The organism is Thioclava sp. (assembly GCF_048263065.1).
GTDB lineage: Bacteria > Pseudomonadota > Alphaproteobacteria > Rhodobacterales > Rhodobacteraceae > Thioclava.
On record NZ_JBLXEM010000032.1, the window covers coordinates 1 to 26,287 of the forward strand.

Genomic DNA, 26,287 nt, shown 5'->3' on the forward strand with positions numbered 1-26,287 from the left:
GAACACAAATCGACGTTTCGTCTTTTGAGACGTCCAAACCCACGCAGCACTTTTCCATTTTGCTCTCCTGTCATTGCTTCGGTGTCATTATGCACCGACCTAGAGAGCAGTCGCTCAATTACTCAGAGTTTCGTCCATCCGCCATGAGGTAGCCGTCGCACGCTTTTGTTTCTGCGCGTTGGCGGCAATATGCTGTGAGTATTTAACAACCCAGCGGTTCAGAGTGGCGTGGTCGACATGGACACCTCGCTCAGCCATGATCTCTTCAAGGTCTCGGTAGGAAACAGCGTAACTGACATAGAAATACACCGCATAGAGGATTACGCTTTTGGGGTAGTGGATCCCCTTGAAATCAATCGCCATCTTGCCTGCCTGCTTTTTGTCGGACGCATAGCAGCAGCGCTGATCACACTGAAACGCAAAAGTTTGCGACACTACCACTCAGCGAACCCTGATGGGCTATGGGTGCATTGTTTGGCTTCTTGGGAGCCAATCATGCAGGAGTCAGCCGAACCCAGGAAACAGGTCGGTGTGTATCCGGCGACGCGATGCCCCGCAACTGCGCAAGGCCTTGCGGAAGGTCGATACCATGGAGGTGGGCCCCGAAACATAGATATCGCGTGTGGCAATATCAGACACTTCCCGCGCCATCATTTGCGCATCGATCCGACCGGGATGAAGGTTTTCCAGCCTTTCCTCGGCTTGTGACACAGTATGAATGACTCGCAGCCCCAACTCGCGCTCGGCACGCGCAAGCAGCGGCATGTAGGCAATATCCTCGGCTTGCCGATTACCATAGAGCAAGATGATGTCGCGCCGTTCGCCACGGTCGAGCAAATCCTGAATCATGCTGCGGAACGGGGTGATCCCGATCCCTCCGGCGATTAGCAGAATTTTGCGTCGTGGATTGCGTGGCAAGGTGAACGTCCCTGCGATTTGTGATCCGTAAATAGCGTCGCCAGGCGACATGTCGCACAGATGTTGTTTGAAGGCGCTGGGGCCGGAATAGAATTTCACCCCCAGACGAACGTGATCTTCCGACGGGGAAGACGCAATGGTGAAGGTCCGACGATTGCCGCGACTATCGGGTTTGCGCACGTCCAGCGTCCAGTCCAGATATTGCCCGGGGCGGAAGTTCAAACGTCGATCTGATCGAAAGACGTAATCGTAGCAATCGGCCGCGACACGCTCGACATGAAGAAGCTCGAGGCGGAATCGTCCCTTAGGGCTGGCCACCCAAGCGTAGAAATTGGCCACAAGGAAGGCGAGCTCGGGTGAGAAGTAAAAGCTGGCAATGTGAATATTGGGCGAGGACAACGCGCCAACGAGGATCGCGTAGATATGGCGCGACCAGCTCCCATGCGCAGCGGTCAGCGGCTCGGTCAGCATAGCAAAACCGGCAAAGAACAGCGGCGAATAGATCAGGCCCTGCTGAAGCCCCATACCCAGCATCTCTGACGGGGTGGTCAGCACAACGGCTGCGAGATTTGCCAAAAGGTAGCTGGCGATCATGCCGAGGCGCTGGACCTTATGGGTCACCAAAAGCCCTCCGATCACGACCAAAGGCAACAAGGTCGGACTGCCACCAACCCACCAGACCGCCGGCTGATTGACCAAAAGGCCCGCCGCCACAGCCCCGATCGCCACCGGGTTGAAGATATGCTTATGCCCGATGGTCAGCACGAATTTCGACCCGACCGCCACAACTGAGGCCACAACAACCCCAAGGATGGACATCGGGTCGTTTGGCACCACCGGAGGCATGATCAACACTAGGATCAGTGCCGTGATATGCACCGATTCCGCGTTAAGTGGCAGCCTGAGGACATAGCCGAAAAGACGATTGGTTCCCCAGGCACTGACAAAGGTGATGGCCAGTGATAATAGCAAGGACGACGGGGTCATGAACGTGACACCGGCCACAGCAAGACCAAGACCTGCGACAAACAATGCGCCGAGATAGTAGATCATCAAGCGATACATGGTCGTGCCGTTCAGCACGCGTGAAATCAGGGTCATCATCAGGCTACAAACTCCTTGAAACCGGTTGTTGCCAGCGCAGTGCCATCGGGGGCAATTGCATAGCCTTCGAGGCCAGCCATGGCCTCGATGTGATAGATACCGCGTGCTCCCATTGCGAAACCTGCGGTCGCGTGCAGGTCAGCGGTGAGAACGTCTGGAGCAATAACAGTCAATGAGACGACTTCGGTTATAGGCTCGGACGGTTGATGCGGGTTGTAGATGTGGTTCCCGCGCACATAGCTGCCAGAGGTCGCCATGCCGCCCCCTTTCGGCGTCACCACCTTGACGACGTGATCTGGATTGAACGGACTTTGAATGCCTATCCGCCAGGCTGCGCCTTGCGCATCCCTGCCGGCACATTGGATATCACCACCCGCATTCACGCAGAAATTCATCTGTCCTGCCGCCATAATCTGCTGTGCGGCACGCAAGATTGCCCAACCTTTGACCACCCCGGATGGGTCGAGGTCTCCATCCGGACGCAGCGGGTCGAAGTAGCCGCCCGTCTCAGCAGATATGCTGCGGGCAATCTCGAGAACTTCGCGTATCTGCGCGCTGATTTCATCGGCGCGCAAAGCCCCCGCATTGAGACGGCTCAATTCGCTGTCATCGCGATATGGGCTAAAGCGTGCATCCACCTTGGCGAACTCGGAAAAGACTTCATCGATAAGGTCGGTCTCTTCAAGATCAGGCAGGTCTATGGAAATAGGCATTCCCATCATGAGCCGGGTGATTTTGGTCATATCCGTTCAGTTCAGTGATTGCAGAAGAGCCGCATGCGTGGAGGCGAGGAAGGCATCGCTCGATAAGGTCGCCCCCGAGACATTCGAGACATGCGTGTTTTGCGCCTGAACAATTTCCGATTTCAGACGCGGAAGGGCGATCGAATTGATGTATTGGCTTGTCCGCCGATCAGTTGGAGACCGCAGGATATCAATTGCGACAATCTTTCCGTTTTTGATATGGGCTTGCGCCTGAACATATCCGTAATACTGGCGCACTGAGGGGCCTCGATAGGTGCCATCGTGGTAATGCAGCGCGCTGCTTGATTTTTTTGTGGGGGCAGATTGCGACCAGAACAGGCCCGCAGATGCGCTGCCAGCGCTCCATATCACGACAAGTGCGGTGGCTGCGAGAGCGCGAACGGTAATAGTGGTTTGCATTTTAACCTCAAGGATTTTTGGGCGCGACGCTTTTTGCGAAGGCATGTAGCAGATAAGTTGACTGTCAGAGGCAAACCAGCCGTCCGCAAATCTCGCTTGTGTGATATTCATTGCACAAACCTGAAGTTGGTTGGCAACAGGTTGAAAAAAAATAGTTTTAGAGAATTTTTAACTAAAACTAAGCCTCTGCAACTTTAGGTCTAACACTCCAAATCAACTGCAAGACGTATGCAATTTTTTGGATCCGGAACGGTATTTTTGCAGAACTCACGCATGAGGCGTGACATCCCCTTTCCCCACTGACTTTATCATCGCCGTCCGAAAGCAGTGGGTCTACTCAGATGAGAAGAGCGCCCTCGACGGGCGAAACGACATCTGGCTTAGAGTTTCCAGCGAGAATACCCAGCCAAATCAGATCGGAAGCTCAGAGAGCGCAACGCTTTGGGTTCGGTGTATGAAAAACAGGTTCTGTCGCAAAGTTTTTGCGGTCGGTTGGACTGGCTTGCGCATGGAAGGTGCGGGCTTTTGAGCTTGATGGAGGGTCCCCAACTGTGGCGATTGAATTCAAAGGGAACCATTTCCCGAAAAGCGTGATCTTGTACGCTGTATTCTTCTACGTGCGCTACGGCGTCTCCTATCGGGATCTGGAAGAAATCATGGCTGAACGCAGAGTTGAAATCGATCATGCCACGTTGAATCGCTGGGTGGTGAAGTACTCGCCGCTGATCGCTGCAAATGCGCAGGCGAGAAAGCGGTTGACTGCCGTCTCTTGGCGGATGGATGAAACTTATATCAAAGTTCGTGGAACGTGGACTTACCTGTATCGCGCGGTTGATCGTGACGGGAAAACCCTTGATTTCATGCTGTCAGAGCGTCGTGATACCGCTGCGGCTCGCAGATTCTTCAAGCGTACCGTTGGCACCAACGGTGTCCCGGACCGTATTGCCATCGACAAGAGCGGTGCCAATTTGGCTGGCTTGCACAGTCTAAATGTCATCCTCAAACTCACTGGAGTTGGTCGGATCATCGGTATCGTTCAATCCAAATATCTCAACAACATCGTTGAGCAAGACCACCGTTTCATTAAGCGTATCAACCGACCAATGCTCGGTTTCAAAGCGTTCCATTCGGCTGCGGCAACGCTAGCTGGGATTGAAACGGCGCACATGATCCGTAAGGGTCAGCTTGCTCAAAAAATGCATCCCTCCATTCAAGCAGTTTGCTGATCTCGCAGCATAGGTGCGTCCAGCGAAGGCCGTTCTTCAAGCAGCTGGAAACTTTGCGACAGAACCGCTTGGATATGCCTGGATTTTTGATAGCGCGCCAGACGTTCCGGCGTCGGTTGGTTTGAGCGATACACCTGATCTGCGACGACGGTGTGAAAGTTTCCACTGTGCTGCAGGTGCAAGAGATACGCCGCAAGTGTTAGTCCTCCCAAAAGAAAAACCGAAATCGCAACGCGACGGATGTGTCGAAGGTTCATACCAGTATCCCTTTTTGGTTGCCCCGCCTCCTTGGCGATGACATCCGCGCCTCACTTCGCCAATTTCTTACAAATTGTTGAGATTTCTCCGCCCCGCGCAAAAAGATGGCGCGAACCAAAAAAACGGCCTCTGCCTTGGGGAAAAGGCAGAGGCCAACGGTATCGACGCAAGGGGAGTGGGGGTTAGCGACGACGCCGCGAGACTGTCATCGTCGCGACGGTAAGGGCAATGACGGTAAGAAAACCAAGGCTGGTGATGGTCGTGCCAAGCCCCAGACCGCCATATTCGCGTGGTTGCGACAGCAGGTCGCCAAAAGACGCGCCGAGCGGGCGGGTAAAGATGTAGCACAGCCAGAACGCCCAAAGCCCGTCGAGTTTAAGCGCGTAATACCCACTGGCGAGCGAGGCGATAATCAGGCCAAACAGGATGCCCGACGCCATATAACCCATGGCAAATTGTTCCGCGACCAGATCGCCCGACGCTGTTCCCAGCGCAAAGGTGAACAGGATCGCCAGCCAATAAAACCCTTCGCGGCGCGCGGTGTAGACCTCGTGGATGGACAGGCTGCGTTCAGAGGCAAACCATGCAGCAAACGTGCCCCCCAGCAGCAGCGTGAACACAATCGTAGAGTCGATCAGCGGCACCCCGAAACTGTCGGTCAGGTTGTCGGTCACCAGCGTGCCAACGACCGAGATCAGAACGACTGCGGCCCAGTAAATCGCGGGAACGTAGCGGCCTTGCGCGAACTGCCAGCGCAGCACGGCGGCCAGAACCAGCGTCATGAGTATCGTGGTGGGGACCAGCCCGATGCCAAGATTGACGGCAAGGTAATCGGCGGCGGTTTCGCCCATTGTCACGGCCATCAGCTTGATCAGCCAGAATCCGGGCGTGACCTCGGGGACGCGGCTTTCGCCCGTCGCAACGACAGATTCACCTGCCGCGAATGTTTGTTCATAGGTCATGTCGGTCCTCATTTCGTCAACAGCGCAAGCGCTTGGGCAGAAAACGCATCAGCGCGGGTGTCATCATCGGCATTGCAGCGCTCCAGCGCCTTGGTTTGCAAATCAGCGACGGCTTGAGGGGGCTGCGTGCCGCCCAGATGGTCGCTCACCGATTTGATCATCTCTTCGCAGGGCAGCGCGTGACCGGTCTGATCGGTCACGGCGATCCCGGCGAGCATTTGGACCGCACCGCTTGTTTCTGGCACCGGATCGGCCAGTGTCGCTGCAAGCGTGTTCAGCGCGGTTTTGACCTGTGCCGGATCGGGATTTTTCGCGCGCATTGCCTTGAATGTCTGATCCGCCGCGTCATCAACTGTGCTCCAGGCGTTGGGATCGGCCTTGCGCAGGGCGGCGGCATTGTTGTCCCACAGCGTTTCAAGATCGGTGATACGATGTTCGGCGGCGGCTAAATCACCGGTTTGGGCAATCGCTTGGGTGTCGGTGACGATCTGCTCATAGCTTGTCAGATCACCCAGACCCGCCGGGTCCGAAACCGAGGAGTGGGTTGGCATTGCCGTCTCGACCAGCGCAAATCCCGCGACGGGTATCGCGATCAGCGCGACGGACAACAGAAGATTTCTCATGGGGCGGGCTCCATTCTAACGTAATGCGGTGCGCATCATGCAGACAAGAATGCCCGATCAGAGATATCAGAGTTTCGCGGCGATCTTACGCTTTTGTAAGAAGCGCGGCTTTCAGCGCAAATTCATCAGCGCAATTGCAGACTGACCGGTTGGCGTCAGCGTTCCGGCATTTGATGCCAGCCCTTTCGCGATCAGCCCTTTGGCAAGGGCGCTGGCGAGTTCGGGCGCGGCTGTGCCCTCTTCCAGATCAACCCCGTTATCGCGCGTCAGCGTGCCAAGCCAAAGCCGGGTGCCATCGGGGCGGGTGAACCGCGTCGACCACAGCCTGAGACGCGGCTGATCCCGTTCGGTGGTATTTCCGTTCAGGCTGAAGGCAAGATCATTGGGCAGCGTGTTCCAAAACAGCGGTGCCAGCGCATCACCAGCGCGCGCGCGGTCGCGGAGATCGCCAATCGCGGTTTTCACCAGCCCCCCAAGCGAGGGCGCAGCGCTTGGCGTCCAACCCTGCGTTTGCAGCGCGCTGCGCAATTGCGCGCTATCTTTGGCCCAGAAGGCAATGTTGATCGCGAATTTGCGCTCTCCGGACAAGGTTTCGGCGGTTGCGGGCAGCGCATGATCGCCAAAAAGACCGCTTGTCGAGCTGATCTGCACGTTGCCCCCAAGCGCGGGGGAGGGGTTGAGCGCCTTGGAGTAATCATTCACGCGCAGCCCCGCATAGCCCACCAGAACCAGCGACACCAAAAGCGCGGTGATCTTTTGCCAGTTCGGGGGCTGCCCCTGCGGTGCGGCGCGCCCGCGCATCATCCATTCCGCCACCGCGATCCCTGAAATCAGGCACAGCCCGCCCAGCATCCAGCCCGCCAGAACGTCGCTGAGATAGTGCTCGACCAGATACAGCCGGCTCAGCCCGATCAAACCCGCGACGAGGGTGGCAAGGAAGGCGGCCATCACCGCGCCCATCCGCCCCAACCGCCAGAGCAGGTAAAACAGCATCCCGTAAAAGGCGACCGAAAGCGTGGCGTGGCCCGAGGGAAAACTGCCCGTGGTCTCGGCGAAATACCCAAGCGCCGAGCGCGGTCGCCCAAACGCCGTCTTGAGGATGATGACCGAAATCAGATCGGTCCCGAGCGCCACCAGTAGCCCAACCAACAGGCCCGGACGGCGCAGCAGGGCCAGCCACAGCACCGCCAGCGCCAGAACCGCCGCCACCAACCGCGTGTCGCCCAAGGCGGTAAACCATGTGAACACCTGAATCAGCGCCGGGGTCCAGAATAGATGCATCAATTGCGCCAGCCGCGCATCGATTTGCACGATCGGTTCAGCGCGCACGAAATCAAAGGCCAGTCCAAGCCACAGCACCGCCAGATAGGCGAAGGCCACGCCCAACACCGTCGCTGGCAAGCCCAGAAAATGGGGCCGATCCAGACGCCGGGTCAGAAATTTCGCTACACGCGGATGACGCGCGCCCCAGCTATCAATACGCGGATGACGCGCGATGTCATCCATTACGCCGCCCGCCATCGCGAGCAGATACGGTAAGGCGCGATCCAACTGGCGCAGCGTCCACCACAGCAGCGCCGCCAGCACCGCCAGGACCGCGACGAACAGCGCGGCGCGCGTCATCACCGGGCTAAAGCGCGACAGACCGCTGCCCAAGCCATAGCCAATGGCGAGATGGGCCAGTGCGTAGGGAAATCCACTGACAATGTTCCAGATGCGAAACCGGCGCGTCTCCATCCCTGCTATGGCCGCGGCAAAGGGCACAAAAGCCGCAACCGGACCAAGGAACCGGCCCAGCACCAAGGCAAATCCGCCGCGTTTGGTAAACAGGCGTTGGGCGCGCGCAAAAGCGGGCATGGCCTCGACATTCCAGCGCCCCAGCATGCCGCGACGCGCACGGTGACCAAGCCAGAAGCTGGCCTCCCCGCCAAGGATCGAACCGATCGCTACGAACCATGCGAGATCAAAGAAATCGAGCAACCCCTGCTGCACCATCACCCCGCCCGCATCCACGATCAGCGTGCCGGGCACGAAGATCCCGGTCAGCAAGAACGCCTCAAGCGCCGCCGCCGCGCCGATAATCCAATATCCAAGAATGCCAAGTGCAGCAAGAGAGGGCAGTATCTGGTGAATTGAACTCAGCATGTCAGTCCTTCGCGATCAGGTTACGTGCGCCGCCCGAGATCAGCATCGCGACCTCGGCCAGCGCGAGATAGGGCGAGACGCCGGGAGGCAAGGCGACATAGCGCGCTTGCCAGTCAGGGCGAAATTTATTCTTAAAGCGGCGCAGGCCCTCAAAGTTGTAGAACGCCGCACCATGACGGAAAATCAAATTTCCGAACCGGCTTGTCATATGCGCTGAGGGGCGATCAGAAAGACCAGCGAGCGGCGCAAGCCCAAGACTGAGTTCCCCTGTGCCGCGCGCTTGCAGAGCCTCAATCAAGGACAGAAACAGGAATTGCATCAACCCTTCGCCCTCGCCAGGATGATAGCGCATCAGATCGACACCTACGCGCGCAGCCTCTGGTGTGCCCAACAGGTTGGCGAAGGCCACGATTTTCCCCTCACGCCGGATCAACGCGATCTCGCAGCGGTTGAGATATCCGCGCGAGAACTGCCCGATCGAAAAACCTTTCTCGACGCCACGCTGGGTTGCAAGCCACGCATCCGAGATCGGCTCAAGCGCATCCAGCACGGCGTCAGCATGGGGCGGTGCGAGCAGTTCCAGCGACAGCCCCTCGCGTTGCGCGCGGTTGTATTCAGCGCGCATCGTCTTGAATTTGCTGCCAGATAGCGAGAAGGTTTGCAGATCAATCACCGCCTCCTCGCCAATCTTGTGCAGCGCATAGCCCATCTCGATCCACAGCGGCAGATGACGCCCCGAGACCTCGTAAAAGACCGGTTTGAGGCCATCAAGACGGGCGCGTTCGTGAAATTGCCACGCCAAGGCAGCCGCCGCAGGCGCAGGCCCCACCGGATCACCCAGCGCCACCCGATAGCCGCGACGGCGCGCATACATGATAAACGCGTCCCGCTCGGGCGATAGCATCAGGGTCTTGTCGCCGGTCAGAGCCAGCCAAGCCTGCGGATCGCTCGCCGCAGCCACGATCTGCGCAATGGTTTCATCAGGCGCCTCGCTCGTCTGCGCTTCGCGACCGCGCACCGGGCGCAGGGCGAGATACAACAGGAAACTGAGCAACACCGCTGAGCCAAGCAACCCCGCCCGCAGCGCGCGAGGCGTGGCGGAACGGCTGGTGAAGTCGGTCCAGAGCCCGTTCGAATATGGCGTTGCGTCATGGGCGAGGAAAAAGAAACTCACCGCCGTTGCCAGCATCGCCAGCACCATTGCGACCCAGATCGGGCTGAATACCCCTTCGGTCAGGGCTGCACGGCGATGAAACGCGCCACGAAACGGCGCAAGTAGCACCATCGCCCCGCCCAGCACCAAAGCGCTTTCGTAATCGCGGTCGTTAAACAGCACCGCCACAACGCCCAGCCCAAGCCCTGCGAGCGCCAGCAGATAAGCCCCACGCACGCGCCGCGCGAGCCCATGTGACAGCACCAGCAGCAACACCCCGGTCAGTGCCGACACCATTGCACCGCCTTCAGACAGGATCGCGCCGGTCAAATCGGGGTCGCTCTCGTTGGCGTGCAGCGCGGGCATCAGCGCCACGAGGATCAGCCAAAACCCCAACCCCGCCACGGCCATCGCCGACAGGCGCGGCACGATTCCCGATAATGCGCCCAGCACCGGGCGCATCGGCTCGGGGACGTCCCCCAGAAGACGCGTGACAAACCCGCCTGCCAGTCGCGCCTCGTTGATTGAGACGATGACGAAGGCCAGCGCGAAGGGCAGCAGGAAATAGATGATGCGAAAGGCCAGCAAGCCTGCGGCGGCCTCGCCCAAGGGCACCGAGGCGGGCAGCGCCGCGATCACCACCGTCTCGAAAATTCCAACGCCGCCGGGCACATGGCTCAGCACACCCACCATTGTCGCGGCGGCATAGATGGCAAGAAAGGTCGCGAAAGGCGGCGTGCCTACCGGCATCAGCACCCAAAGCGCGGTCGCGGCCATGGTTGAATCAAACAGCGCCACGATCAACTGACCGGCCAGAATACGCGGCGCGGGCATCGCTATCTCAAGGCCGCGCACGCGCAAGACCCGCCCCGAGACCGACAGCCAGAACGCGCCGCCCAGCACGCTTGCGGCGATGACAATCGCGCCGATTCGGATCGTGCCTACGGGCAACGCGATCACGCCCGCCAGTGCGCCGGGATGCAGCGCAAGCGCACCCAAGCCCACCAGCGTCAACCCCATGCCCATCGCGACCGCGACATAAGATGACAGCGCCGCAACATCAAAGGCGTTCAACCCGGCGGCGGAATAAATCCGGTAACGCACCGCTCCGCCCGAAATCACGCTGATCCCGACCGTGTTGCCAAAGGCGTAGCCCAGAAACCCGCCCAATGCGACGGTGCACAGCGGCAGTCGTTTGCCCAGATAGGTCAGCGCCCAGTAATCATAGCCTACCAGCGCGAGATAGCCCAAACCCGTGGCCCCGATGGCCGTGAGCAAAATCAACGGAGGCGTCGCCTTCATCCGCGCGATCACCTGCGCGACGTCAATCGTCGCCAGTAAATGGTGCAGTGCCCACAGCCCCATCAGGAACAAGCCAAGCCCGAGCACAATGGGTGCCACGTTGCGCAATCGCGCAAGACGGAAACGGGTGGGGGAAAGATCGGGACTTGTCATATCACTGGCCTTTTGAGGGACTATATCTAGGATGCGGCTTTCTCTCGGGCTTTGTGCATATCTTACAAAAATGTAAAAACACGAACAGTGTAAGCGGCACCAAACGTGGCACCCTTACACTGTGCGAAGGGCGTGGAAAGATGAGCCTATGAAAATTCTGATTGCCGAGGACGATGCCGAAACTGGCAATTACCTGCGCAAGGCGCTTGTGGGCGAAGGTCATTCGGTGGATGTGATCCATGACGGGCGCGAGGCGCTGAGCCAGGCGATCTCCCAGAGCTATGATTTGTTCATTCTGGACCGGATGATGCCGGGACTCGATGGGTTGGCGCTGCTCAAGGCGCTGCGTGCGGCGCAGATCGTGACACCGGCAATCCTGTTGACCGCGATGGGCAGCGTCGAGGATCGCGTGGCAGGGCTGCGCGCGGGGGCGGATGATTACATGGTCAAGCCCTTTGCCTTTGTTGAACTGCTTGCGCGGATCGACACGATCGCGCGTCGCCCGACGCTGCGCGCTGAAGTGACCGAACTGGTGGCGGGCGATATCCGTCTTGATCTTCTGGCACGCGAGGCGTGGCGCGACGGGCAGCGCATTGATCTGCAACCCCGCGAGTTCATGTTGCTGCGCTATTTCATGGAGCGCCCCGGTCGGGTGCAGACCAAAACTCTGCTGCTGGAAGCGATCTGGGATATTCATTTCGATCCCAAAAGCAGCGTCGTTGAAACCCATATCAGCCGTTTGCGGTGCAAGATCGACAAACCTTTCGACAAGCCCTACCTCACGACGTTGCACGGCATCGGCTACGTGTTTTCCCCCGTATGAAACGCACGCTTACATGGTCGATGCGCTTTGCCATCGCGATTTCAGCGGTGTTCGCGCTTGCGGCGCTGATCGCGGGCGGGGTGTCTTACAGCTTGCAATCGCAAGAGATGACGCGCCGTCTGGAAACCGAAGTCATGGCCGATACGCAGGCGCTGGTGCTGGCCGCGCAAAATGGCGATCTGAGCGATCTGAGCGAGCAGATCGCCGCGCGTGTCAGTGTCAGTCGCAATGGCTCCAACATCGTGGCCTTTGTCCCTGCTGACGGCTCCGCGCCGCTTGGCAATGCCAGTTTCACCACCCCCTTTGAGGGCGCGCGCCATCTTGCGGTCGGGCGCGCGTTAAGCGTCTCGGGCCCGCCCGCCGAGAACCGCCCCGAGGGCTATATCGTCTACGCAATGCGGGTTCCCTCGGGTTGGATCGCCACGGGGCGCGACGATGCGTGGCTGCGCGAACAGGGGGAGGTGCTGGTCATCAGCTTTGGCTGGGGTCTTGGGCTTGCACTGCTGCTCTCGATTGGTTTTGCGATCTTTATCGCGCGCCGGACCGAGCGCCGGATCAGCCTGATGGAAGATGTGCTGGATGCGGTTGGCACCGGGCGTCATGCGCTGCGCATCCGCGACAGGGGCAGTGATGACGTGGCCCGGCTGGCGCAAAGCGTTGACCGTGCGCTTGATCAGCTTGAGGCGGGCATCGAGGCGATCCGTCAGGTTTCGACCGATGTCGCGCATGATTTGCGTGCGCCTTTGGCCCGGCTGCGGTTGCGCCTTGAACCTGTTGCTTTGGATGCTGATTTGCCCTTGGCGCAGCGTCAGGAAATCGGCAAGGCGCTGAGCGATCTTGATCAGGTGTCAGAAACATTCGATGCGATTTTGCGGCTGTCGCGGATGCAGGCGGGCATGGTCGAGATCACCCCGGAACCGATTGAGCTATCCGCTATGTGCCGCGATATTCACGAGATGATGCTCGCCAGTGCCGAGGATTTGGGACATGTTCTTAGCCTTGATGTGCAGGGCACGGCGATGATCGCGGGGGATCGCGAATTGCTGTATCAGGCCGTGATCAACCTGATCGACAATGCGATGCGCCATTGTCCTGCCCCGGCCCATATCACCTTGGGCCTGCGCACAACGGGGGATTTGGTGCAGTTGTGGGTGCAAGATGACGGGCCCGGCATTCCCGCCAGTGACCTCGATCAAGTGCGCGAACGCTTTGTCCGGCTGGATCGCAGCCGCAACACACCGGGCAGCGGGTTGGGCTTGAGCCTTGTCGAGGCGATTGCCAAGATCCATACCGCCGAGTTGACATTTGCAGACGCCGAGCCCGGTTTGCGTGTGACGCTTTCTTTCGCAATGACACGCCAAGCCCAAGAGGTGCGCACCAATGCCCAGTAAATTGCATAAACACATCGCAAGCGGTCGCAGGGCAAGCCGATGCCTCGCTTATCTCGTTGCGGCCCTTGCGATCCTGATATGTGCGCGGCCGGCTTGGTCGGATGGCGCGGGGGACATCTCGTTCTACGACGTTCCCAGCCCGGCACTTGGTCACAGTATCCGCGCGGGTGTCTATACGCCGTCGCAGCCCGCACCGGACGGCGGATGGCCAGTCCTCTATCTTCTGCACGGGCTGGGCGGCAATGAAAACAGCTGGGCGCGGCTTGGTAGTATTGACGCAACTCTGGATCGTATGATCGCCTCGGGAGAGATTGCGCCCTTGATGGTTGTCATGCCCGATGCCGGCAACAGCTGGTATATCAACTCAACAAAGGTGGGCGGTCTTGGTGATTACGAAACCGCATTGACCCAAGACCTTCAGGCTTGGGTCGAGACCAGTTTTCCGGTGCGCAGTGATCGCGGCGGACGGGCGGTGGCGGGGCTTTCGATGGGCGGCTACGGCGCCCTGCGTTTTGCGCTGCTAAAGCCCGAGCGGTTTGTCGCAGTTGCCGCGCTGTCACCCGCGATCTGGCAGAATATATCCAAGGACGCTCTGGATCTTCCCGCCGATCAATTGACACAGCTCGCCAAGACGGACTTTTTCGAACAGGCCGATCCGGCGACCATTTTGGTCGAGCGCGTCGTGCCGCCTCCCGGTGGCCATTTCGCGCGGGCCTTCGGAACCCCCTTCAACGCGCGTTTCTTCAATACGCAAAACGTGTTCACACTACTCGCAGATAGAATATCACGCGGGGATGCCCTGCCAGCGACCTATGTGACAGTCGGGGATGACGACAGCCATGAACTGTGGCGTGGAGCGATTGCCTATTTTGAGATGATGAAGGCCAATAATCGCCCGATCGAGCTACGCATCACCAACGGCGATCACCGATGGTCGCTCTGGCGCACGTCCATCGTAGACGCGTTGCTGTTTATCGATTCACAATTCCTTCCGCCGCCGTCTGTTCAAGCGGTGCCGTAAAGCCGCTAGACGTTCTTGCGGTCGGATTGGGTTTCAGGCATGCCGCCACACGCCCCAAGTTTGGAAAGAGCATTGTGTAAAACGCGCAGCTCAACCCAGTTTTTTTCGACGCCGGTCGCAGCTTCCTGCGCAACTATCCCATTGATATCACAAAGAATATATCGTGACTGTCTGCTTCGAAAATCAGTGGCGCCGATTTCCAAGGCAGCAATTCGTCCAAACGCTTAATCTTGTCGTCATAAATCCGATTCAGGATGTCGGTGCGATAGGTCTGTGGGTTGTCAGCCGTGTGTTGCGAATGGACGACGTCGCCGGTCACATCGGCCAACACCTTGATGCACTCGTGGCGGCAGAGCCAATTTTGCATGCCTGTTCACAGGAACGCGCATTCAACTTATAGCAATACATCGACCGAACGACGCTGATCTTGGCAAAATGCTGCGCCGCCCACGAATGACTGATCTGAGGATGCGGCACCGCAGCGCTGAACTACATGGCAATGGCCGTTATAGGCGGATCACGCTTGCTCGACAACACAGTCAGCCCCCCCCTGCCCTTGTCGGGATTTTGCACCTCCTGTCGTCATTTGCCAGGCTTTCGCAAATACGCTCGCGAACATGACGCCGATACATGTTTGGGGGTGCCTGTGCGAGTGTCGGGCGCTGTTAACTGCTGGCACGCGATGGCGAGGCACCTAGGTGCGAAGCGCCTAATTCATCAGACGTATCAAGTAACATCGCTGGAATCTCAAATTCATACCGGCGCGCGAGCCAGTCCTGAACGTCATGCGGGTTTAAGCGGACTGCACCAAGTACGAAGCGCGTGGGCAGGCTGTCTTCGATCCAGCGCTCGACTGCCTATCTCGAAAAACGCTTGACTGAGACACCCCCGTTACCCGAGTTCTGAGCCTTCTGTATCTCTGCATTGCTATTCTGCCCCCGTCAGCCGCCTTGGCCAAGGCGGCTGACGGGGCGGTGTATGGCGTCTGAGCCTTGTGGAGTTGACCACGTTTCCTAGCGAGCCAGCACCGACTCTCTTCATCGTCTCGAACAGTTGAATGCGGCCGTGCAGGACTGCGGATCAGAAGGAAGAGAGTATGAGCAAGGTATCACCTGATCAGATCATTGGCATAGATGTCAGCCGCGACTGGCTGGATGTTCACTGTCTACCGGAAGGCCAGAGACTGCGATTGCCCAATACCAGGATAGGACACGGCCGACTTGCCGAGCGGGCGCGCTCGCTCGGTGCATTGGTTTGCTTCGAGGCCACTGGCGGACAGGAGTGGCGTCTGTGGTCCGTTCTTGATGGCGTAGGAGTGGCGACACGGCAATTGCCGCCCGCCCAGATCAAGGCCTTCGCGGCCAGTCGAGGCACACGGGCCACGACGAATCGGATCGACGCAGAGCACATCGCGCGGTTTATGATGTTTCGACCGGATGCAGGGCGCGTATTGCCACATGAAAAGCTGCGCTTTCTCAGGGCTTTGACGTCAAAGCGTGGGCAGTTGGTCGAGACACGCAAACGGCTTCTGGCGCAGATTAATGCGCATGGAAAGCTGGGATCGGCGGATATGTTTGTCAATCGGCATTCAAAGCTGACCCCTTATCGGCACCCAATATTGACCCCCTTGATGTTGAGCAGGCCCGGCGCTGCGTAGCTCTCAAATCGCGCAGCGGCGGCGGGCCTGCGGAAAACCACACAAGGTGATCATCACCGCTGTCGCCCGTAAGCTCGTCACAATCGCGAACGCCATATGCAAAGCTCGCCACAAATGGACCGCTAAACCTGCCTAACAAATACAGGTGGGGTGGTTGCCGCCCTCCCCAAACGGCATCGTGAGGTGCCAGCATGGCGTTTGTTGATCGCCAAAAAACGGAAAGGACGGCAAGATGAAGGACGTGATTATCGGCGTTGACTTGGCCAAAGCTGTGTTCCAGCTTCACGGTGCGGGGCTCGACAGCAGACCCTTATTCCGAAAGAAGCTGTCTCGCGGCCAGTTCCTGCGTTTTATGGCACAGCATCCAGATGCTGTCGTTGCGATGGAAGCCTGTGGCAGCGCTCATTATTGGTCGCGTGAACTGGTGAAACTCGGTCATGAGATTCTATTGATCCCTCCGCAGTATGTGCGCCCGTTCGTCAAGCGCCAAAAGATCGAAACGATCCGGATCGGGAAAACAGATAGCAACTGCGAGCCCTCGAGCTCGAGATACAGATGTGGACCCGCATCGCTGATCACCATCCCGGCCAGCGGCTTCTGAAAAGTGCTGCATGAACAGGCCTGACAGAAGACCGTACTCGATCACCAGGCCCAGACGTCACAGGCCCTTGCACAATGGGCGGCAACCACAGAAGGCAGTTGATACCACCGAGAAAAACTCGGTGGTTTTCCGGCGTCTTTTTTCAAACCTGGTCGCTGCGATTTTCCGAGCAGTATTAAAGACCTGCCGCGTGATACGCGACAGGTCTGAAAATTTGAGGCTCCCACCAAGCAGAATGCGTCAGCAAGTTTGCCGCCCTGTTCGATTAGCTCTCGCACAAATCAGGCGGTGTATTCCTTCGACTTGAAGGACACAGCTTTGGCTTGTGGCGGTGCATCCGCGAGTTTGCGGATATTGCCCCAAGTGTGTTTGTAATCGGGTAGGATCAACTCGTTCACACCCGGGTTCACAACGTTGCCTTGAGAGCCGGCGGGCGAGCCGAAGACCATCGCCACCTGCCCCGGTCTGGCGGTATCAGTGGGATAAGCCATCCCTTGCGTTGCGCCATTCTCATTCGAGATCTCGATGAGGTCGCCGGGCGAAATGCCCAAACGCGCCATATCGTCCTCGTTCATCTCGATGAACGGATAAGGAAAGCGATCCTGAACGAAGTCGTTGTCCTGATCAAGAAACTGGTTTTGCCAAAAGATATTGGCGCGGACGTTGTTGATCCAGAAATCATGGTTCGCTTCCTCTTGAGCTTTTCCCGGTGCTTGCCAACCGCGCCATCCGGCAGCAAGGAACAATGCCTTGCCATCATCGCGCCCATGCCGGGTGAAGACGCCGTCACTATACAAGCGCGGAGTGCCGACAAGTTGCCCGTTCTCATAACCTGTGACCGGTTCCTGCACGCCGTTATTGCCCATCGCGCGCAGGCGCTCATAGGTCACTTCCGGATTTCCCTTGTTGTAACCATCCATGAAGGCGTCTTCCTCGGACGACCAGTCATAGCCTTTGAACTGATCGGCATAGGCCTCGTTGCCCAACCGGCGCAGAACGGTCTCCATGTGCTGGGCGATCCCGGCGGCGATCAGGCAGTCGGGCTTGGAATTGCCAAACGGGTCCATGTAGCGCTCTGACAAGCGCAGGCGGCGCTCGCCATTCATCGATGTGAGGTTCATCTCATTGGCCTCACAGGCTGGCAGGACCACATGCGCGTTCTGACCGATCTGGCTGTGAATAATGTCCACATCCACGACGAACAGACCGCCGGCATTGACCGCCGAAACGATCACATCCACCAGCTGTTCGCGAGTGCCACCAGCCGCCGCATCCATGGCATCCTTTACCATGTCGGAGCGGCGTTTGTGCGCCCGCTTGAATTGCGCGGCGTTGAGCGTTGTCTTGTAGTGGTCACACGCCCAGACGTGATGGATTTTGCCGCCTCCGCTGATCAGCAGTTGATCGACATAGGTGGCGGGACGACCGACATGGGCATCGGAGGGGCGGTAATAGCCCTCTTGGTGGCCCCCCATCCGGCAACACCCGGTGCCTTCTTTGCCGATATTGCCCGTGGCCAGCGAAAGGTTCACCACCGCGCCAACCGTGCGGTAGTTGTCGTTGCCCCATATGATGCCCTTTTCAAAGCCGGTCACGCATTTGGGGCGCGAACCGTCATCTTTGGGCTTGGCAATCCACTCGGCGGCTTTCACGATGTCTGCCTCGGGAATGCCGCAGATTTCGGCCGCTGCAGCCATCGACATGCGACTGTCCTGCATCGCGAATTCGAGACTGCCAAGGCCCGCCGGATGCCCGGAATCCATGGCCACGGCTTCGCCACCCTGAAAGGTGTTGTTGGCGATGAAATCATTGTCGGTCCAGCCCTGATCAACCACATAGGTCAGCAGCGCGTTGAACAGCGCCATATCGCTGCCTGGCTTAATTGCTAGATGCAGAACGTTTTCTGTACCCGCCACCTCTTCGCAGGCGTTCACCGTCACGGAACGACGCGGATCGACCATGATGAACCGGGCTCCGTTACGCATTCCCGGTACCATGTGGTTGAGGAAGGCATTGGTCTGCGTTTCCAACGGGTTGGCACCGACCATCACAATGGTGTCGGTGACCTCGTAATCGCTGTAGGAATAATTCAGCTCATCCACACCCATATCACGGCTCGAATGCACTTCTGAGTTATAGGCAGGACGGTTGTGAATGCGGCAATTCTTGATCTTCATGCTATCGAAATACAGCTTGCCGGTCCCCCAGGTGTTTTCGTAGCCACCAGCGGAGCCGCCGTGATCGAACATAGAGACCACCAAGTCATCTTCTGACCCTTCGGTGATGATCCGTGCTGTGACACGCGCCACCAGATCCAGCGAGTCGCTCCATGTCGTCGGCTGCCAGACACCATTGCGCCAGACCAGCGGGTCGGACAGACGTTGTTGCTGGGTGCCCGTCACGCGGCTTGGCCGGTTCTCGGCCATGCGCGCACCGCGGATCGAGGCGAGTCCGGAGTTCACCACGCAGTCATGATCCGGCGCCACCACAAGATGCACATCCTGACCACCCTGCTGCACCATATTATACATCGACGGGGCGACCCATGTGCCATCGGGGGGCTGCTGTTCGCCAAGGTCGCTGCCAAAGGCGTTGTCGGTTGTCGTGCCTTGCTTGTTGCGCGGCCAAGTGTAGGCTTTGTAGCCACACCCCACGATGCAATAGTGGCAAGTCACATTGTGAACCTTGGCATCTGCCGGCGGAATCGGCAGGCGATCAATTTGTCTTTTGTAAGCCATCTCTGGTCTCTCCCCTTACAAAACGTTCGACGGACGACCGAAAATCAGGTCGCTGGTGCCCTCGGCGTAGATGTCGCCCTTGTCATCGACGCGCAGAGTGAACTGCGGCAGGTTCTGGGTTGCGTGCCCCCAAACCTGCTGCCCCCCCGCTTCGGTATCAAATCGCGAGAAATGGCCCGGACAATTCAGCGTCCGGTCGTCGCCGTTGTAAGAGAGCTGCCAGCCCTTATGCGGGCACAGAACCGAGTAGGCGACGATGTCGCTATCAGGGCCAACCCCACCTTCCACTGCCTCTCCCATTTTCAACAGAACGCCGGGACTGTCGGAATCGGGAAACTCAATATCGACCGGATCGTTAATCGTCAGATCTGCGATATTGGCCAATTTCGTGGACGGGTAGTCGATTTGCGCGCTTGGCGTTGCCGCGCGTGCTTGCACTCCGGTCATTATCGTGGCGGCAGCGCCAACGCCCGCAACCGCACTGCCGCGCAAGAACTGACGGCGACCTACGTTAACCATTTTATTGCATCTCATGGATGGCTCCTCCCATTCATATGTCAGAACAGGATACCACGCGAGACGGGTCGAAAATCGCCTATCGGCGCGTGATTTCAGATAGCTATATATTTGCTCTCTATATATATTTTGTGATGTTCGGGAATCCGAACACGGCAACAGGGCGCGCGGCCATCTCAATCTGTATCGATCACGATGCCCAGTTTTTGCATCTTTTCCCAAAGCGTCGTTCGCGACACTTTCAAGGTTTTAGCGGCTTGGCCGATCTGTCCATTCGTGCGTTCCAGCGCCTCGATAATCTGCTTTTTCTCCGCAGATTGGCGCGCCTCGGCCAATGTCATGATCCGGTCCCCTTGCGTGATGCGTTCGGGAAACAGATCGCTCGGTTGCAAAAGATCACCCGAGGCGGTCTCGATCCCGCGCGCTAGACGGGAGCGTAGCTCACGGCCACCTCCGGGCCAGTCATGCGCGCGCACGGCTTCCTCGCTCAGCCGACCGATCCCGTGCAAGCGCGTCCCACGGCGGGCATTTAAATCCTCAAAAAGCTGCCCCATCAGCCAAACCGCGTCTTCCGTGCGCTCTCCCAGCGGCGACACCGGAATTTCCATCATATTGAGCCGATAGAACAAATCGGCGCGGAACCCGCCTTGCGCCACGATTTCGGTCATCTCATGTCCGCAAGACGCAATGACACGCCCTGAAAAACTGGTCTCAAGCGCGTCCATCAACGCCCCTTGGTCAGCTTCAGGAAGGCGGCTGAGAGCATGGAGAAACAGCACACCCTCGCCGACCCGCTCAATCGCACCATCGGGTCCGAACAACGTCGCCCCTACATCCGGTTCGCGCGCGATATTGACCGTCACGAACGGGGCCGAACGCCGCTCGGACATCTCGTGGATGCGCCGGGCAACCAGCCCTTTTCCGGTTCCCGCACCACCGCGGATCAGCACGGGACGGTCCTCATCAGCCGCCTTGAGCGCCAGTTCATCAACCCGGCGCGCTGCCGGAGATATGCCAAGAAGCGGCGGCAGTTCTTTTTGCATATGCGGCGATAGGAGCATCGCGAGGCGCTCAAGAAACACCGGCATTTCAAACGGCTTGGTTATGTAATCGGCGGCCCCTGCCTGCATCAGGCGCACGGCCTGCTCAATCCCGCCATGCCCGGTGATGAACAAGAATGGCGGGGGCGTTGTCGTGCGGCACAAGGTGTTAAACAATTCCTCCCCCGTTCCATCGGGCAGCCGAATGTCACTGATCACCGCATCAATCGGTGCGCGCGGCGTTCGAAGCGCCCCGATCGCCCGGTTCACATGCTTAAGCCAAATCACTTCCGCGCCCTCAAGCTCCAGCCTTTGGACCAGCGACATGCCCATGATTTCGTCATCCTCGACCAGAGCGATCCTGAACCCTTTTAACATGGCGGCGGCCCCTTGATCTGTCGCAGGGGAATTGTGACATCGACAAACGTCATATTCTCTTTTCGTCGGGTGCTGATGACGCCATCAAGCTTCGCGACCAGATCACGCACCAAACGAAGCCCAACCCCGCCACCCGGTGGCACCGGAGCGTCAGAGAGCAGACGCGCGCTTGCCGCCTCAGACAGACCGCAGCCGGTGTCGCCAACAGAAAGACACAAGCTGCCCGAAACCTCTGCCACCGTCAGGGCTACATCTCCCTTGGCTCCCGCAGCAGCCGCCGCATTCAAAAGAAGGTTCAGCGAGATTTGACGCACTGGAGCAGAAGCCAGGGACGACAGCGCCCGTCCTGACGCATCTACCTTCCACAGCAGGTGTTGCTTTTGGCGCGAAATTTCCGGCCCGATCAATAAGCGCAGATCCTCGAAATCCTCGCGCGACAAGGGCGCGCCCGAGCGGTCCAACCGGTTTTGTTCCAACGTGGCTTGCGCCACGTCTTTCAAATGGGTCAGCCCGCGCGAAAGAATCTCGGCGGATTGCCTGACTACATCAGCGCGATCAGAATATTGGCGTATCGTATCCACCGCATTCAACAGTCCGCCCAGCGGATTGTTTATCTCATGCGCCAGAGACGATGACAGGCGGCCAAGGCTTACGAAACGCTCGCGCTCGGCTAGACGACGCTCAGTTTCGGCCTTGGCTTCGATGGCATCCGTCATAGCGTTATAAGTCCGCACCAACCGCGTCATCTCGGTGTCTCCCCGCGGCAGATCGCTTTCTGGAATCGGTTCCGGAGCGTTAGCCGTTTCGCGCATGCGTCGCACCAATCTGGCGATTGGCATCAGCATCCTGCGCAACGCAAAGTAGCCTAGAATCGAGAGCGCTCCAGTCGCCAGTGCATTACCCAACAAAAGCAACTGTCCGGCACGTCTGCGCTCGGCGACCAAATCTGCCACGTTCAGTTCGGTTATGATCTGCCCAACGGCCCGCCCCTGATAGTGCAGCGGCGCGAGCAACCGGATTTGTGTGGCGTCACCTGTCACCGATAGGTTCTCGAGCGTTTGCGCGCCCTCAATCAACGCGCGGACCGGGCTATCGAGTGGAGCGCGACGAGGGTCGGTCGCGGCCAAAACACGCCCGCTTTCATTCGCTACGGCGGTAAAGATCATCCGCTGCCCCTCGATTTCGCCAGCGGCGCGTTCCAGTGTATCGTAGATCTCCCAAATATCGCCGCGCAAGACATGCGGCCCAAGCGCCACAGACAGGGCCTCTACCTGCATTCGCGCAAGTTCCCGGATGCGGGCATCCTGCACTTTACCTAGCGTCGACAGCACTTGCTGCGAAGCGATGATCCCCACCAAGATCATCAAGCCTGCCGTCATCAACGGAATGCGCAGGGACAGCGGAATGCGTCGAAAAGCCTCCATCAGCGCAGGTTCTCGTAGTCTCGAATGCGACGATCAATACCGTCAAACAGGTCCGGCGTCGCCGTTGTCATGCCGTCGAGTTGCAGCAATCCCAGTGCGACCCGGCCCTCGTTTGTCTGAGAAAGTCCAAGGATAGCCTTTTGAAAGGCCTGCAATCGGGGCGTCCCGATGCGATCAGCCCGGGCACAGAACGGCGGAAATCCCAGCCATTCCGACCGCGAAATCACTTTCGTGCCTTTCATCAGTTCCGGTTCCGCTTTCGCTAAAGCTTCCCAGACGTATCCATCAACACTGCCACTTCGAACCAACCCGTCAGACACGGCGCGAACGACATTGCGGTGCCCATAGGTGAAAATCGAGCGACGAAAGAACCCTTCTGGCCGATAACCACGCCGCGCGAGATCAGAAGCCGTCACCAGAAAACCGGAATTTGAGTCTGGGTCGGAAAATGCGTGCGTCCCGCCTTGCAGATCCTCTAGTTTTCTCGCGTCGTCTCCTGTGCCCACAATCAGGTATGATTGATACAGCGGCTTGCCGTTCCAGACAGGCACGGCCACAAGTGACAGCGCGTCCCGATGTTGCAGATAGGGATAGCCGCAAAGCCACGCGGCATCTACCGAACCTTCGAGCAGCAGCCCGGTCACTTCCTCATAGGTGCGGCGCTGCTGCAATTCTATCGGAACACCTAAGGCCGTTGTAAGCGCCGCGCGAAGCCAATCTATGACTTCGGCGTCATTGTCCAGAAACACAGGCGTCAGGCCCAATCGAAACGCTTCTTCTGCCTTAGAGGGCTTGGCCCCGAGGAAAAGCACAGCGGCACTCGAGCAAAGCAGATTCCGCCGGCTGAATTTAATCATCTCTACGCAGGCCTCTCCCGAAAAAATATCCGTTGAAAGACAATATGAGCCATGTCTGCTGTTTCCGCAAAGATCATATCCGGGACGATCCCACGTCTGCATCGAATTGGTCTCAAGGAAAATCAACGCCAATATCCGCTTCGCGCTCTTCCTGCCCGGCGAGACGCGGCGCGTGGCTGGAAACTGATAAATGCGGCTTCGAGGAGAACGGGTTTTGAACTGTCACGCTTTAGTGCCGCCCCAGATGCTCGTTTAGGCCACCTTTCGTGCGAAGGCCAAGGGGCTTTTCCCACCCAGAGACGAGTGCCGCCGAAGTGGCTTACATTGCCAGCGCGCGCCGGACAATTTCTGAACGGGACGCAAATCCGCATCAGTCGATCTGTGCCATATACTGTTGCAGCATCCTGCGTATCATTTTAGGGCGTGTGGGTGCCGCACGGTGACGCGCAGGTAGGGCCGCTAGCCGTCTTGGTGACGTTTGGCTCCAAACCGCCTTGCGCAGCATCGGACACGGCCATTCGATTTCAGTTGGCCACTGGTGTTCATCTCGTCTTAACTTTTCGCGTTGATCCTGTGGGATCAGCAATTGACGAAGTCACCTCCCTTCGCCACAGGTAAAGCACTCTTTCTATTTCGTTCTCCAAAAATGCAAAAATAGTTTGTCATGACTGCACTCCCCTTCCTGCGGGATCGTCGCCGCGACCTTTCCTTGACCCAAGCGAGCGTGGCCAAGGCGGCGGGGTGAGAACGACAATGCAAAAGTTTGCCACGGAAGTGGCGGGATAGTCTTGCTGCGGGCAGAGTAAAACTTTGCTACTTTGGCTCTTTCTGGTGACAGGGAGATACCATAATGGGGCTGGCTCCGAGTCGTCACCGTTTCGACTTGTCGTGACTGTGGAGGTGAGGTGTCGTTGCCCTTGGCACGCGATGCGTGCCTACGGGATCTTGCCGTAAGGCGCGCTCCAATCCTGAGCACAGAATGAAAGGGCAACGACATGGGTATGTTTACTGGTTTGGACGTCTCGCTGGCAAGCATCGCGATCTGCGTTCTGAACGCGCATGGGAAGGTGATTAAAGAGAAGACAGTAGCGAGCGAGCCAGAGGCGTTGGCGGGGTTTCTTCGCGGCATTTCTGGCTGCGTGATCGCGGTAGGTTTGGAAACTGGTCCGCTTTCACAATGGCTGCACAAGCACCTGACGGAGGCCGGCTTCGAGACCTTGCTGATGGAAACCCGGCAGGTGAAGGGTGCACTGAAGGCGATGCCGATCAAGACGGATCGCCGGGACGCGTTCGGCATCGTCCGGCTTCTGCAGATGGGCTGGTTCCGCCCGGTGTCGGTGCGGTCGTAGCGCTCACGGTCAGATCCGCCATCAATGTTCCGGAGCGTTTTCGTTCATCGAAGGATGTCGGTCCATGGGTCGGATTGACCCCGAGGCGGGAGCAGTCCGGCGAATGCGACATCATCGGCCAGATCACCCGGGCGGGGGATGTTGCCCTGCGCACAGCTCTCTTTCAGGCGGCAACGATCATGTGGAATCGCGGGCGTCCCAACTGGCTGGCCGCTTGGGCCCTGCGGGTGGCGCAGCGGCGTGGCAAGAAGCGCGCGACGGTCGCCTTGGCGCGCCGTATTGGCGTGGTGCTGCACCGGATGTGGCAGAACGGCACCGACTTCCGTTTTACCCGTGAGCCGGTCAATCTGACCGGGGAAGCGTAAGCGCCCATGCTCGCGCTGCCATCTGACTTAAAAGGAGGAATTAATCGCGCCTGATGGCTCGGATCACCGCGGTCCCTCGCTGGGACGCGGTTCCCGATGATGCCGACCCCCGCCCAGTGCCGTAATCATCTACGAGTATGCCAGGGAGATGGGTACGCGGGAATTGCACTTGGACCAGGTATGGTGTGGCGGCCTTCGCGCCGACTACGGACAGAAGCATCATCCCGGCGATTGAACACACCTCGGCGTGTCAGACAATCACGCTGCAATTGAAAACTCTCTCCCAAAGGCTCAATCTGCCCTAGCGTGATGTCGAGCCTCTGCTGTCTCCTTTCCATTGCGCCAGTGCCCCAACCCCATGGACCAGAGAACCGGGTCGTGCCGTATTTACGTGTTTTCCGGGGACTTGACTTCATCCGCCCCATTAAAGAAGGGCGGGGGCATTTTTAGCGTGGAACTTTACAGGAAGGTTCGCCTCGCGCGTCGGGGCGGCATGAGCGAACGGGCTGCCGCTCTTCATTTTAGTGTTTCGCGTGCAAGCGCGAAGAAGATGATGAGATTTTCTGTGCCGCCGGGGTATCAGCGGACCACGGCGAAAAAACGGCCCAAACTGGATGCATTCACTGGCTTCATCGACCAGTGGTTGCAGGAATATCTCAGCCGGAACCGCAAGCAACAACATACCGCCAAGCGCATTATTGAACGGCTCCGCGCTGGGGCGGGCGTGTGTCCTCAATGGTCTCGTCAAACGCGAAAGGCAGGTGATTGGAACGCATCAAGCCCTGCCTTCTACCTACCGACCGGTTCGATAGCGCCCAATGTGGACATGCCTTGTTCCCTAGTCCCTCGCGTCTCAGACGGTGTTATTTCTCGGTTTGCTGGACACGCTGTTCTCCCTCTTCAACCTCGCGAAAACTTTGCAATAGAACCCCATTGCATCAACACGCCGTGAGATTTGCGCAAATTGGCGCTTGAATCGTCCAACAACCATTTCCCCCCCTTGAGCCTCCACCTGCTGGAACCCCTATCTCTGCCTCAAGAAATCGGCAGATTCCGATTTTCAACGCATACGATCAGGAGAACGCACATGGACATGAGCACCAGTTCCAACGGCGAAACA

General features: G+C 58.4%; 18 protein-coding genes and 4 pseudogenes. 8 read left to right on the forward strand and 14 right to left on the reverse strand.

The features are described from left to right. Positions 1 to 126 precede the first annotated feature (126 nt). The 4 genes and pseudogenes from ACN0SD_RS18210 to ACN0SD_RS18225 all read right to left on the reverse strand — a co-directional run. A pseudogene (locus ACN0SD_RS18210) lies at positions 127 to 363 on the reverse strand (IS6 family transposase); the annotation flags it as partial. Between the two features lie 141 nt (positions 364 to 504). Beyond that, entirely contained in the window at positions 505 to 2,022 is a 1,518-nt protein-coding gene (locus tag ACN0SD_RS18215; RefSeq protein ID WP_417809640.1) for a ferredoxin--NADP reductase, read from the reverse strand. Then, complete coding sequence (locus tag ACN0SD_RS18220) at positions 2,022 to 2,765, reverse strand: FAD:protein FMN transferase (protein ID WP_417809642.1); 744 nt, start codon at positions 2,763 to 2,765, stop codon at positions 2,022 to 2,024. Before ACN0SD_RS18220 ends, ACN0SD_RS18215 begins: the two co-directional genes overlap by 1 nt. Before the next feature lie 6 nt (positions 2,766 to 2,771). Next, entirely contained in the window at positions 2,772 to 3,185 is a 414-nt protein-coding gene (locus ACN0SD_RS18225; RefSeq protein WP_417809643.1) for an FMN-binding protein, read from the reverse strand. 551 nt (positions 3,186 to 3,736) lie between these two features. Between ACN0SD_RS18225 and ACN0SD_RS18230 the strand changes: the two are divergent. Continuing rightward, a pseudogene (locus ACN0SD_RS18230) lies at positions 3,737 to 4,424 on the forward strand (IS6 family transposase). Between the two features lie 427 nt (positions 4,425 to 4,851). Here the strand turns inward: ACN0SD_RS18230 and ACN0SD_RS18235 are convergent. From ACN0SD_RS18235 to mprF, 4 genes are all read right to left on the reverse strand, one after another. Next, the gene (locus ACN0SD_RS18235) at positions 4,852 to 5,631 is read right to left on the reverse strand and encodes a hypothetical protein (protein WP_417809644.1); all 780 of its coding nucleotides are present in this window, start codon (positions 5,629 to 5,631) and stop codon (positions 4,852 to 4,854) included. An 8-nt stretch (positions 5,632 to 5,639) separates the two neighbouring features. Then, the gene (locus ACN0SD_RS18240) at positions 5,640 to 6,254 is read right to left on the reverse strand and encodes a hypothetical protein (RefSeq protein WP_417809645.1); all 615 of its coding nucleotides are present in this window, start codon (positions 6,252 to 6,254) and stop codon (positions 5,640 to 5,642) included. Between the two features lie 111 nt (positions 6,255 to 6,365). Further along, entirely contained in the window at positions 6,366 to 8,399 is a 2,034-nt protein-coding gene (locus tag ACN0SD_RS18245; RefSeq protein ID WP_417809646.1) for a phosphatase PAP2 family protein, read from the reverse strand. Between the two features lies 1 nt (position 8,400). Then, a complete protein-coding gene (mprF, locus tag ACN0SD_RS18250) occupies positions 8,401 to 11,007 on the reverse strand; it encodes a bifunctional lysylphosphatidylglycerol flippase/synthetase MprF (protein WP_417809647.1) in 2,607 nt (868 codons plus the stop codon). Between the two features lie 148 nt (positions 11,008 to 11,155). Between mprF and ACN0SD_RS18255 the strand changes: the two genes are divergently transcribed. Genes ACN0SD_RS18255 through ACN0SD_RS18265 form a run of 3 tightly spaced genes read left to right on the forward strand, consistent with a single transcriptional unit; the run spans position 11,156 to position 14,242 of the window. Continuing rightward, positions 11,156 to 11,830, forward strand: coding sequence for a response regulator transcription factor (locus tag ACN0SD_RS18255; protein ID WP_417809648.1), 675 nt, complete (start codon positions 11,156 to 11,158; stop codon positions 11,828 to 11,830). Next, on the forward strand, positions 11,827 to 13,221 hold the full coding sequence (locus ACN0SD_RS18260; protein ID WP_417809649.1) for an ATP-binding protein: 1,395 nt from the start codon (positions 11,827 to 11,829) through the stop codon (positions 13,219 to 13,221). The genes ACN0SD_RS18255 and ACN0SD_RS18260 overlap by 4 nt, the downstream gene beginning before the upstream one ends. After that, positions 13,211 to 14,242, forward strand: a complete 1,032-nt coding sequence (locus ACN0SD_RS18265; protein WP_417809650.1) for an alpha/beta hydrolase — start codon at positions 13,211 to 13,213, stop codon at positions 14,240 to 14,242. Before ACN0SD_RS18260 ends, ACN0SD_RS18265 begins: the two co-directional genes overlap by 11 nt. Before the next feature lie 133 nt (positions 14,243 to 14,375). Here the strand turns inward: ACN0SD_RS18265 and ACN0SD_RS18270 are convergent, their stop codons facing one another. Further along, complete coding sequence (locus ACN0SD_RS18270; protein ID WP_417809651.1) at positions 14,376 to 14,609, reverse strand: transposase domain-containing protein; 234 nt, start codon at positions 14,607 to 14,609, stop codon at positions 14,376 to 14,378. Positions 14,610 to 15,338: 729 nt separating this feature from the next. Between ACN0SD_RS18270 and ACN0SD_RS18275 the strand changes: the two genes are divergently transcribed. Then, positions 15,339 to 15,899 carry an IS110 family transposase gene (locus tag ACN0SD_RS18275; RefSeq protein WP_417809652.1) on the forward strand — a complete coding sequence of 187 codons (561 nt, stop codon included), beginning with the start codon at positions 15,339 to 15,341 and terminating at the stop codon, positions 15,897 to 15,899. A 232-nt stretch (positions 15,900 to 16,131) separates the two neighbouring features. After that, a pseudogene (locus tag ACN0SD_RS18280) lies at positions 16,132 to 16,392 on the forward strand (IS110 family transposase); the annotation flags it as partial. Between the two features lie 389 nt (positions 16,393 to 16,781). On the opposite strand, the gene ACN0SD_RS18285 reads toward ACN0SD_RS18280, so the two are convergent. The 5 genes from ACN0SD_RS18285 to ACN0SD_RS18305 form a co-directional block, all read right to left on the reverse strand. Next, complete coding sequence (locus ACN0SD_RS18285; protein WP_417809653.1) at positions 16,782 to 19,238, reverse strand: arsenate reductase (azurin) large subunit; 2,457 nt, start codon at positions 19,236 to 19,238, stop codon at positions 16,782 to 16,784. Between the two features lie 15 nt (positions 19,239 to 19,253). After that, positions 19,254 to 19,772, reverse strand: coding sequence for an arsenate reductase (azurin) small subunit (locus ACN0SD_RS18290; RefSeq protein WP_417809654.1), 519 nt, complete (start codon positions 19,770 to 19,772; stop codon positions 19,254 to 19,256). A 158-nt stretch (positions 19,773 to 19,930) separates the two neighbouring features. Then, positions 19,931 to 21,172, reverse strand: a complete 1,242-nt coding sequence (locus tag ACN0SD_RS18295; protein WP_417809655.1) for a sigma-54-dependent transcriptional regulator — start codon at positions 21,170 to 21,172, stop codon at positions 19,931 to 19,933. Continuing rightward, complete coding sequence (locus ACN0SD_RS18300) at positions 21,166 to 22,596, reverse strand: ATP-binding protein (protein ID WP_417809656.1); 1,431 nt, start codon at positions 22,594 to 22,596, stop codon at positions 21,166 to 21,168. The genes ACN0SD_RS18295 and ACN0SD_RS18300 overlap by 7 nt, the downstream gene beginning before the upstream one ends. Next, on the reverse strand, positions 22,596 to 23,579 hold the full coding sequence (locus tag ACN0SD_RS18305) for a PhnD/SsuA/transferrin family substrate-binding protein (protein WP_417809657.1): 984 nt from the start codon (positions 23,577 to 23,579) through the stop codon (positions 22,596 to 22,598). Before ACN0SD_RS18305 ends, ACN0SD_RS18300 begins: the two co-directional genes overlap by 1 nt. 869 nt (positions 23,580 to 24,448) lie before the next feature. On the opposite strand from ACN0SD_RS18305, the pseudogene ACN0SD_RS18310 reads away from it, so the two are divergent. Together ACN0SD_RS18310 and ACN0SD_RS18315 are read left to right on the forward strand one after the other, a co-directional pair. Then, positions 24,449 to 25,167 (forward strand): annotated as a pseudogene (locus tag ACN0SD_RS18310) (IS110 family transposase). A 493-nt stretch (positions 25,168 to 25,660) separates the two neighbouring features. Further along, a complete protein-coding gene (locus ACN0SD_RS18315; protein WP_417809658.1) occupies positions 25,661 to 26,119 on the forward strand; it encodes a hypothetical protein in 459 nt (152 codons plus the stop codon). Positions 26,120 to 26,287: the final 168 nt, after the last annotated feature.

Excerpts from the sequence above, each read along its gene's own strand:
- ACN0SD_RS18245 (WP_417809646.1), bottom strand. The coding sequence starts at position 8,399 with ATGCTGAGTTCAATTCACCAGATACTGCCCTCTCTTGCTGCACTTGGC.
- ACN0SD_RS18315 (WP_417809658.1), top strand. The coding sequence starts at position 25,661 with ATGAGCGAACGGGCTGCCGCTCTTCATTTTAGTGTTTCGCGTGCAAGC.
- ACN0SD_RS18225 (WP_417809643.1), bottom strand. The coding sequence starts at position 3,185 with ATGCAAACCACTATTACCGTTCGCGCTCTCGCAGCCACCGCACTTGTC.
- ACN0SD_RS18265 (WP_417809650.1), top strand. The coding sequence starts at position 13,211 with ATGCCCAGTAAATTGCATAAACACATCGCAAGCGGTCGCAGGGCAAGC.
- ACN0SD_RS18235 (WP_417809644.1), bottom strand. The coding sequence starts at position 5,631 with ATGACCTATGAACAAACATTCGCGGCAGGTGAATCTGTCGTTGCGACG.
- ACN0SD_RS18270 (WP_417809651.1), bottom strand. The coding sequence starts at position 14,609 with ATGCAAAATTGGCTCTGCCGCCACGAGTGCATCAAGGTGTTGGCCGAT.
- ACN0SD_RS18300 (WP_417809656.1), bottom strand. The coding sequence starts at position 22,596 with ATGGAGGCTTTTCGACGCATTCCGCTGTCCCTGCGCATTCCGTTGATG.
- mprF (WP_417809647.1), bottom strand. The coding sequence starts at position 11,007 with ATGACAAGTCCCGATCTTTCCCCCACCCGTTTCCGTCTTGCGCGATTG.
- ACN0SD_RS18290 (WP_417809654.1), bottom strand. The coding sequence starts at position 19,772 with ATGAGATGCAATAAAATGGTTAACGTAGGTCGCCGTCAGTTCTTGCGC.
- ACN0SD_RS18255 (WP_417809648.1), top strand. The coding sequence starts at position 11,156 with ATGAAAATTCTGATTGCCGAGGACGATGCCGAAACTGGCAATTACCTG.
- ACN0SD_RS18260 (WP_417809649.1), top strand. The coding sequence starts at position 11,827 with ATGAAACGCACGCTTACATGGTCGATGCGCTTTGCCATCGCGATTTCA.
- ACN0SD_RS18295 (WP_417809655.1), bottom strand. The coding sequence starts at position 21,172 with ATGTTAAAAGGGTTCAGGATCGCTCTGGTCGAGGATGACGAAATCATG.
- ACN0SD_RS18285 (WP_417809653.1), bottom strand. The coding sequence starts at position 19,238 with ATGGCTTACAAAAGACAAATTGATCGCCTGCCGATTCCGCCGGCAGAT.
- ACN0SD_RS18215 (WP_417809640.1), bottom strand. The coding sequence starts at position 2,022 with ATGATGACCCTGATTTCACGCGTGCTGAACGGCACGACCATGTATCGC.
- ACN0SD_RS18240 (WP_417809645.1), bottom strand. The coding sequence starts at position 6,254 with ATGAGAAATCTTCTGTTGTCCGTCGCGCTGATCGCGATACCCGTCGCG.
- ACN0SD_RS18275 (WP_417809652.1), top strand. The coding sequence starts at position 15,339 with ATGAGCAAGGTATCACCTGATCAGATCATTGGCATAGATGTCAGCCGC.
- ACN0SD_RS18220 (WP_417809642.1), bottom strand. The coding sequence starts at position 2,765 with ATGACCAAAATCACCCGGCTCATGATGGGAATGCCTATTTCCATAGAC.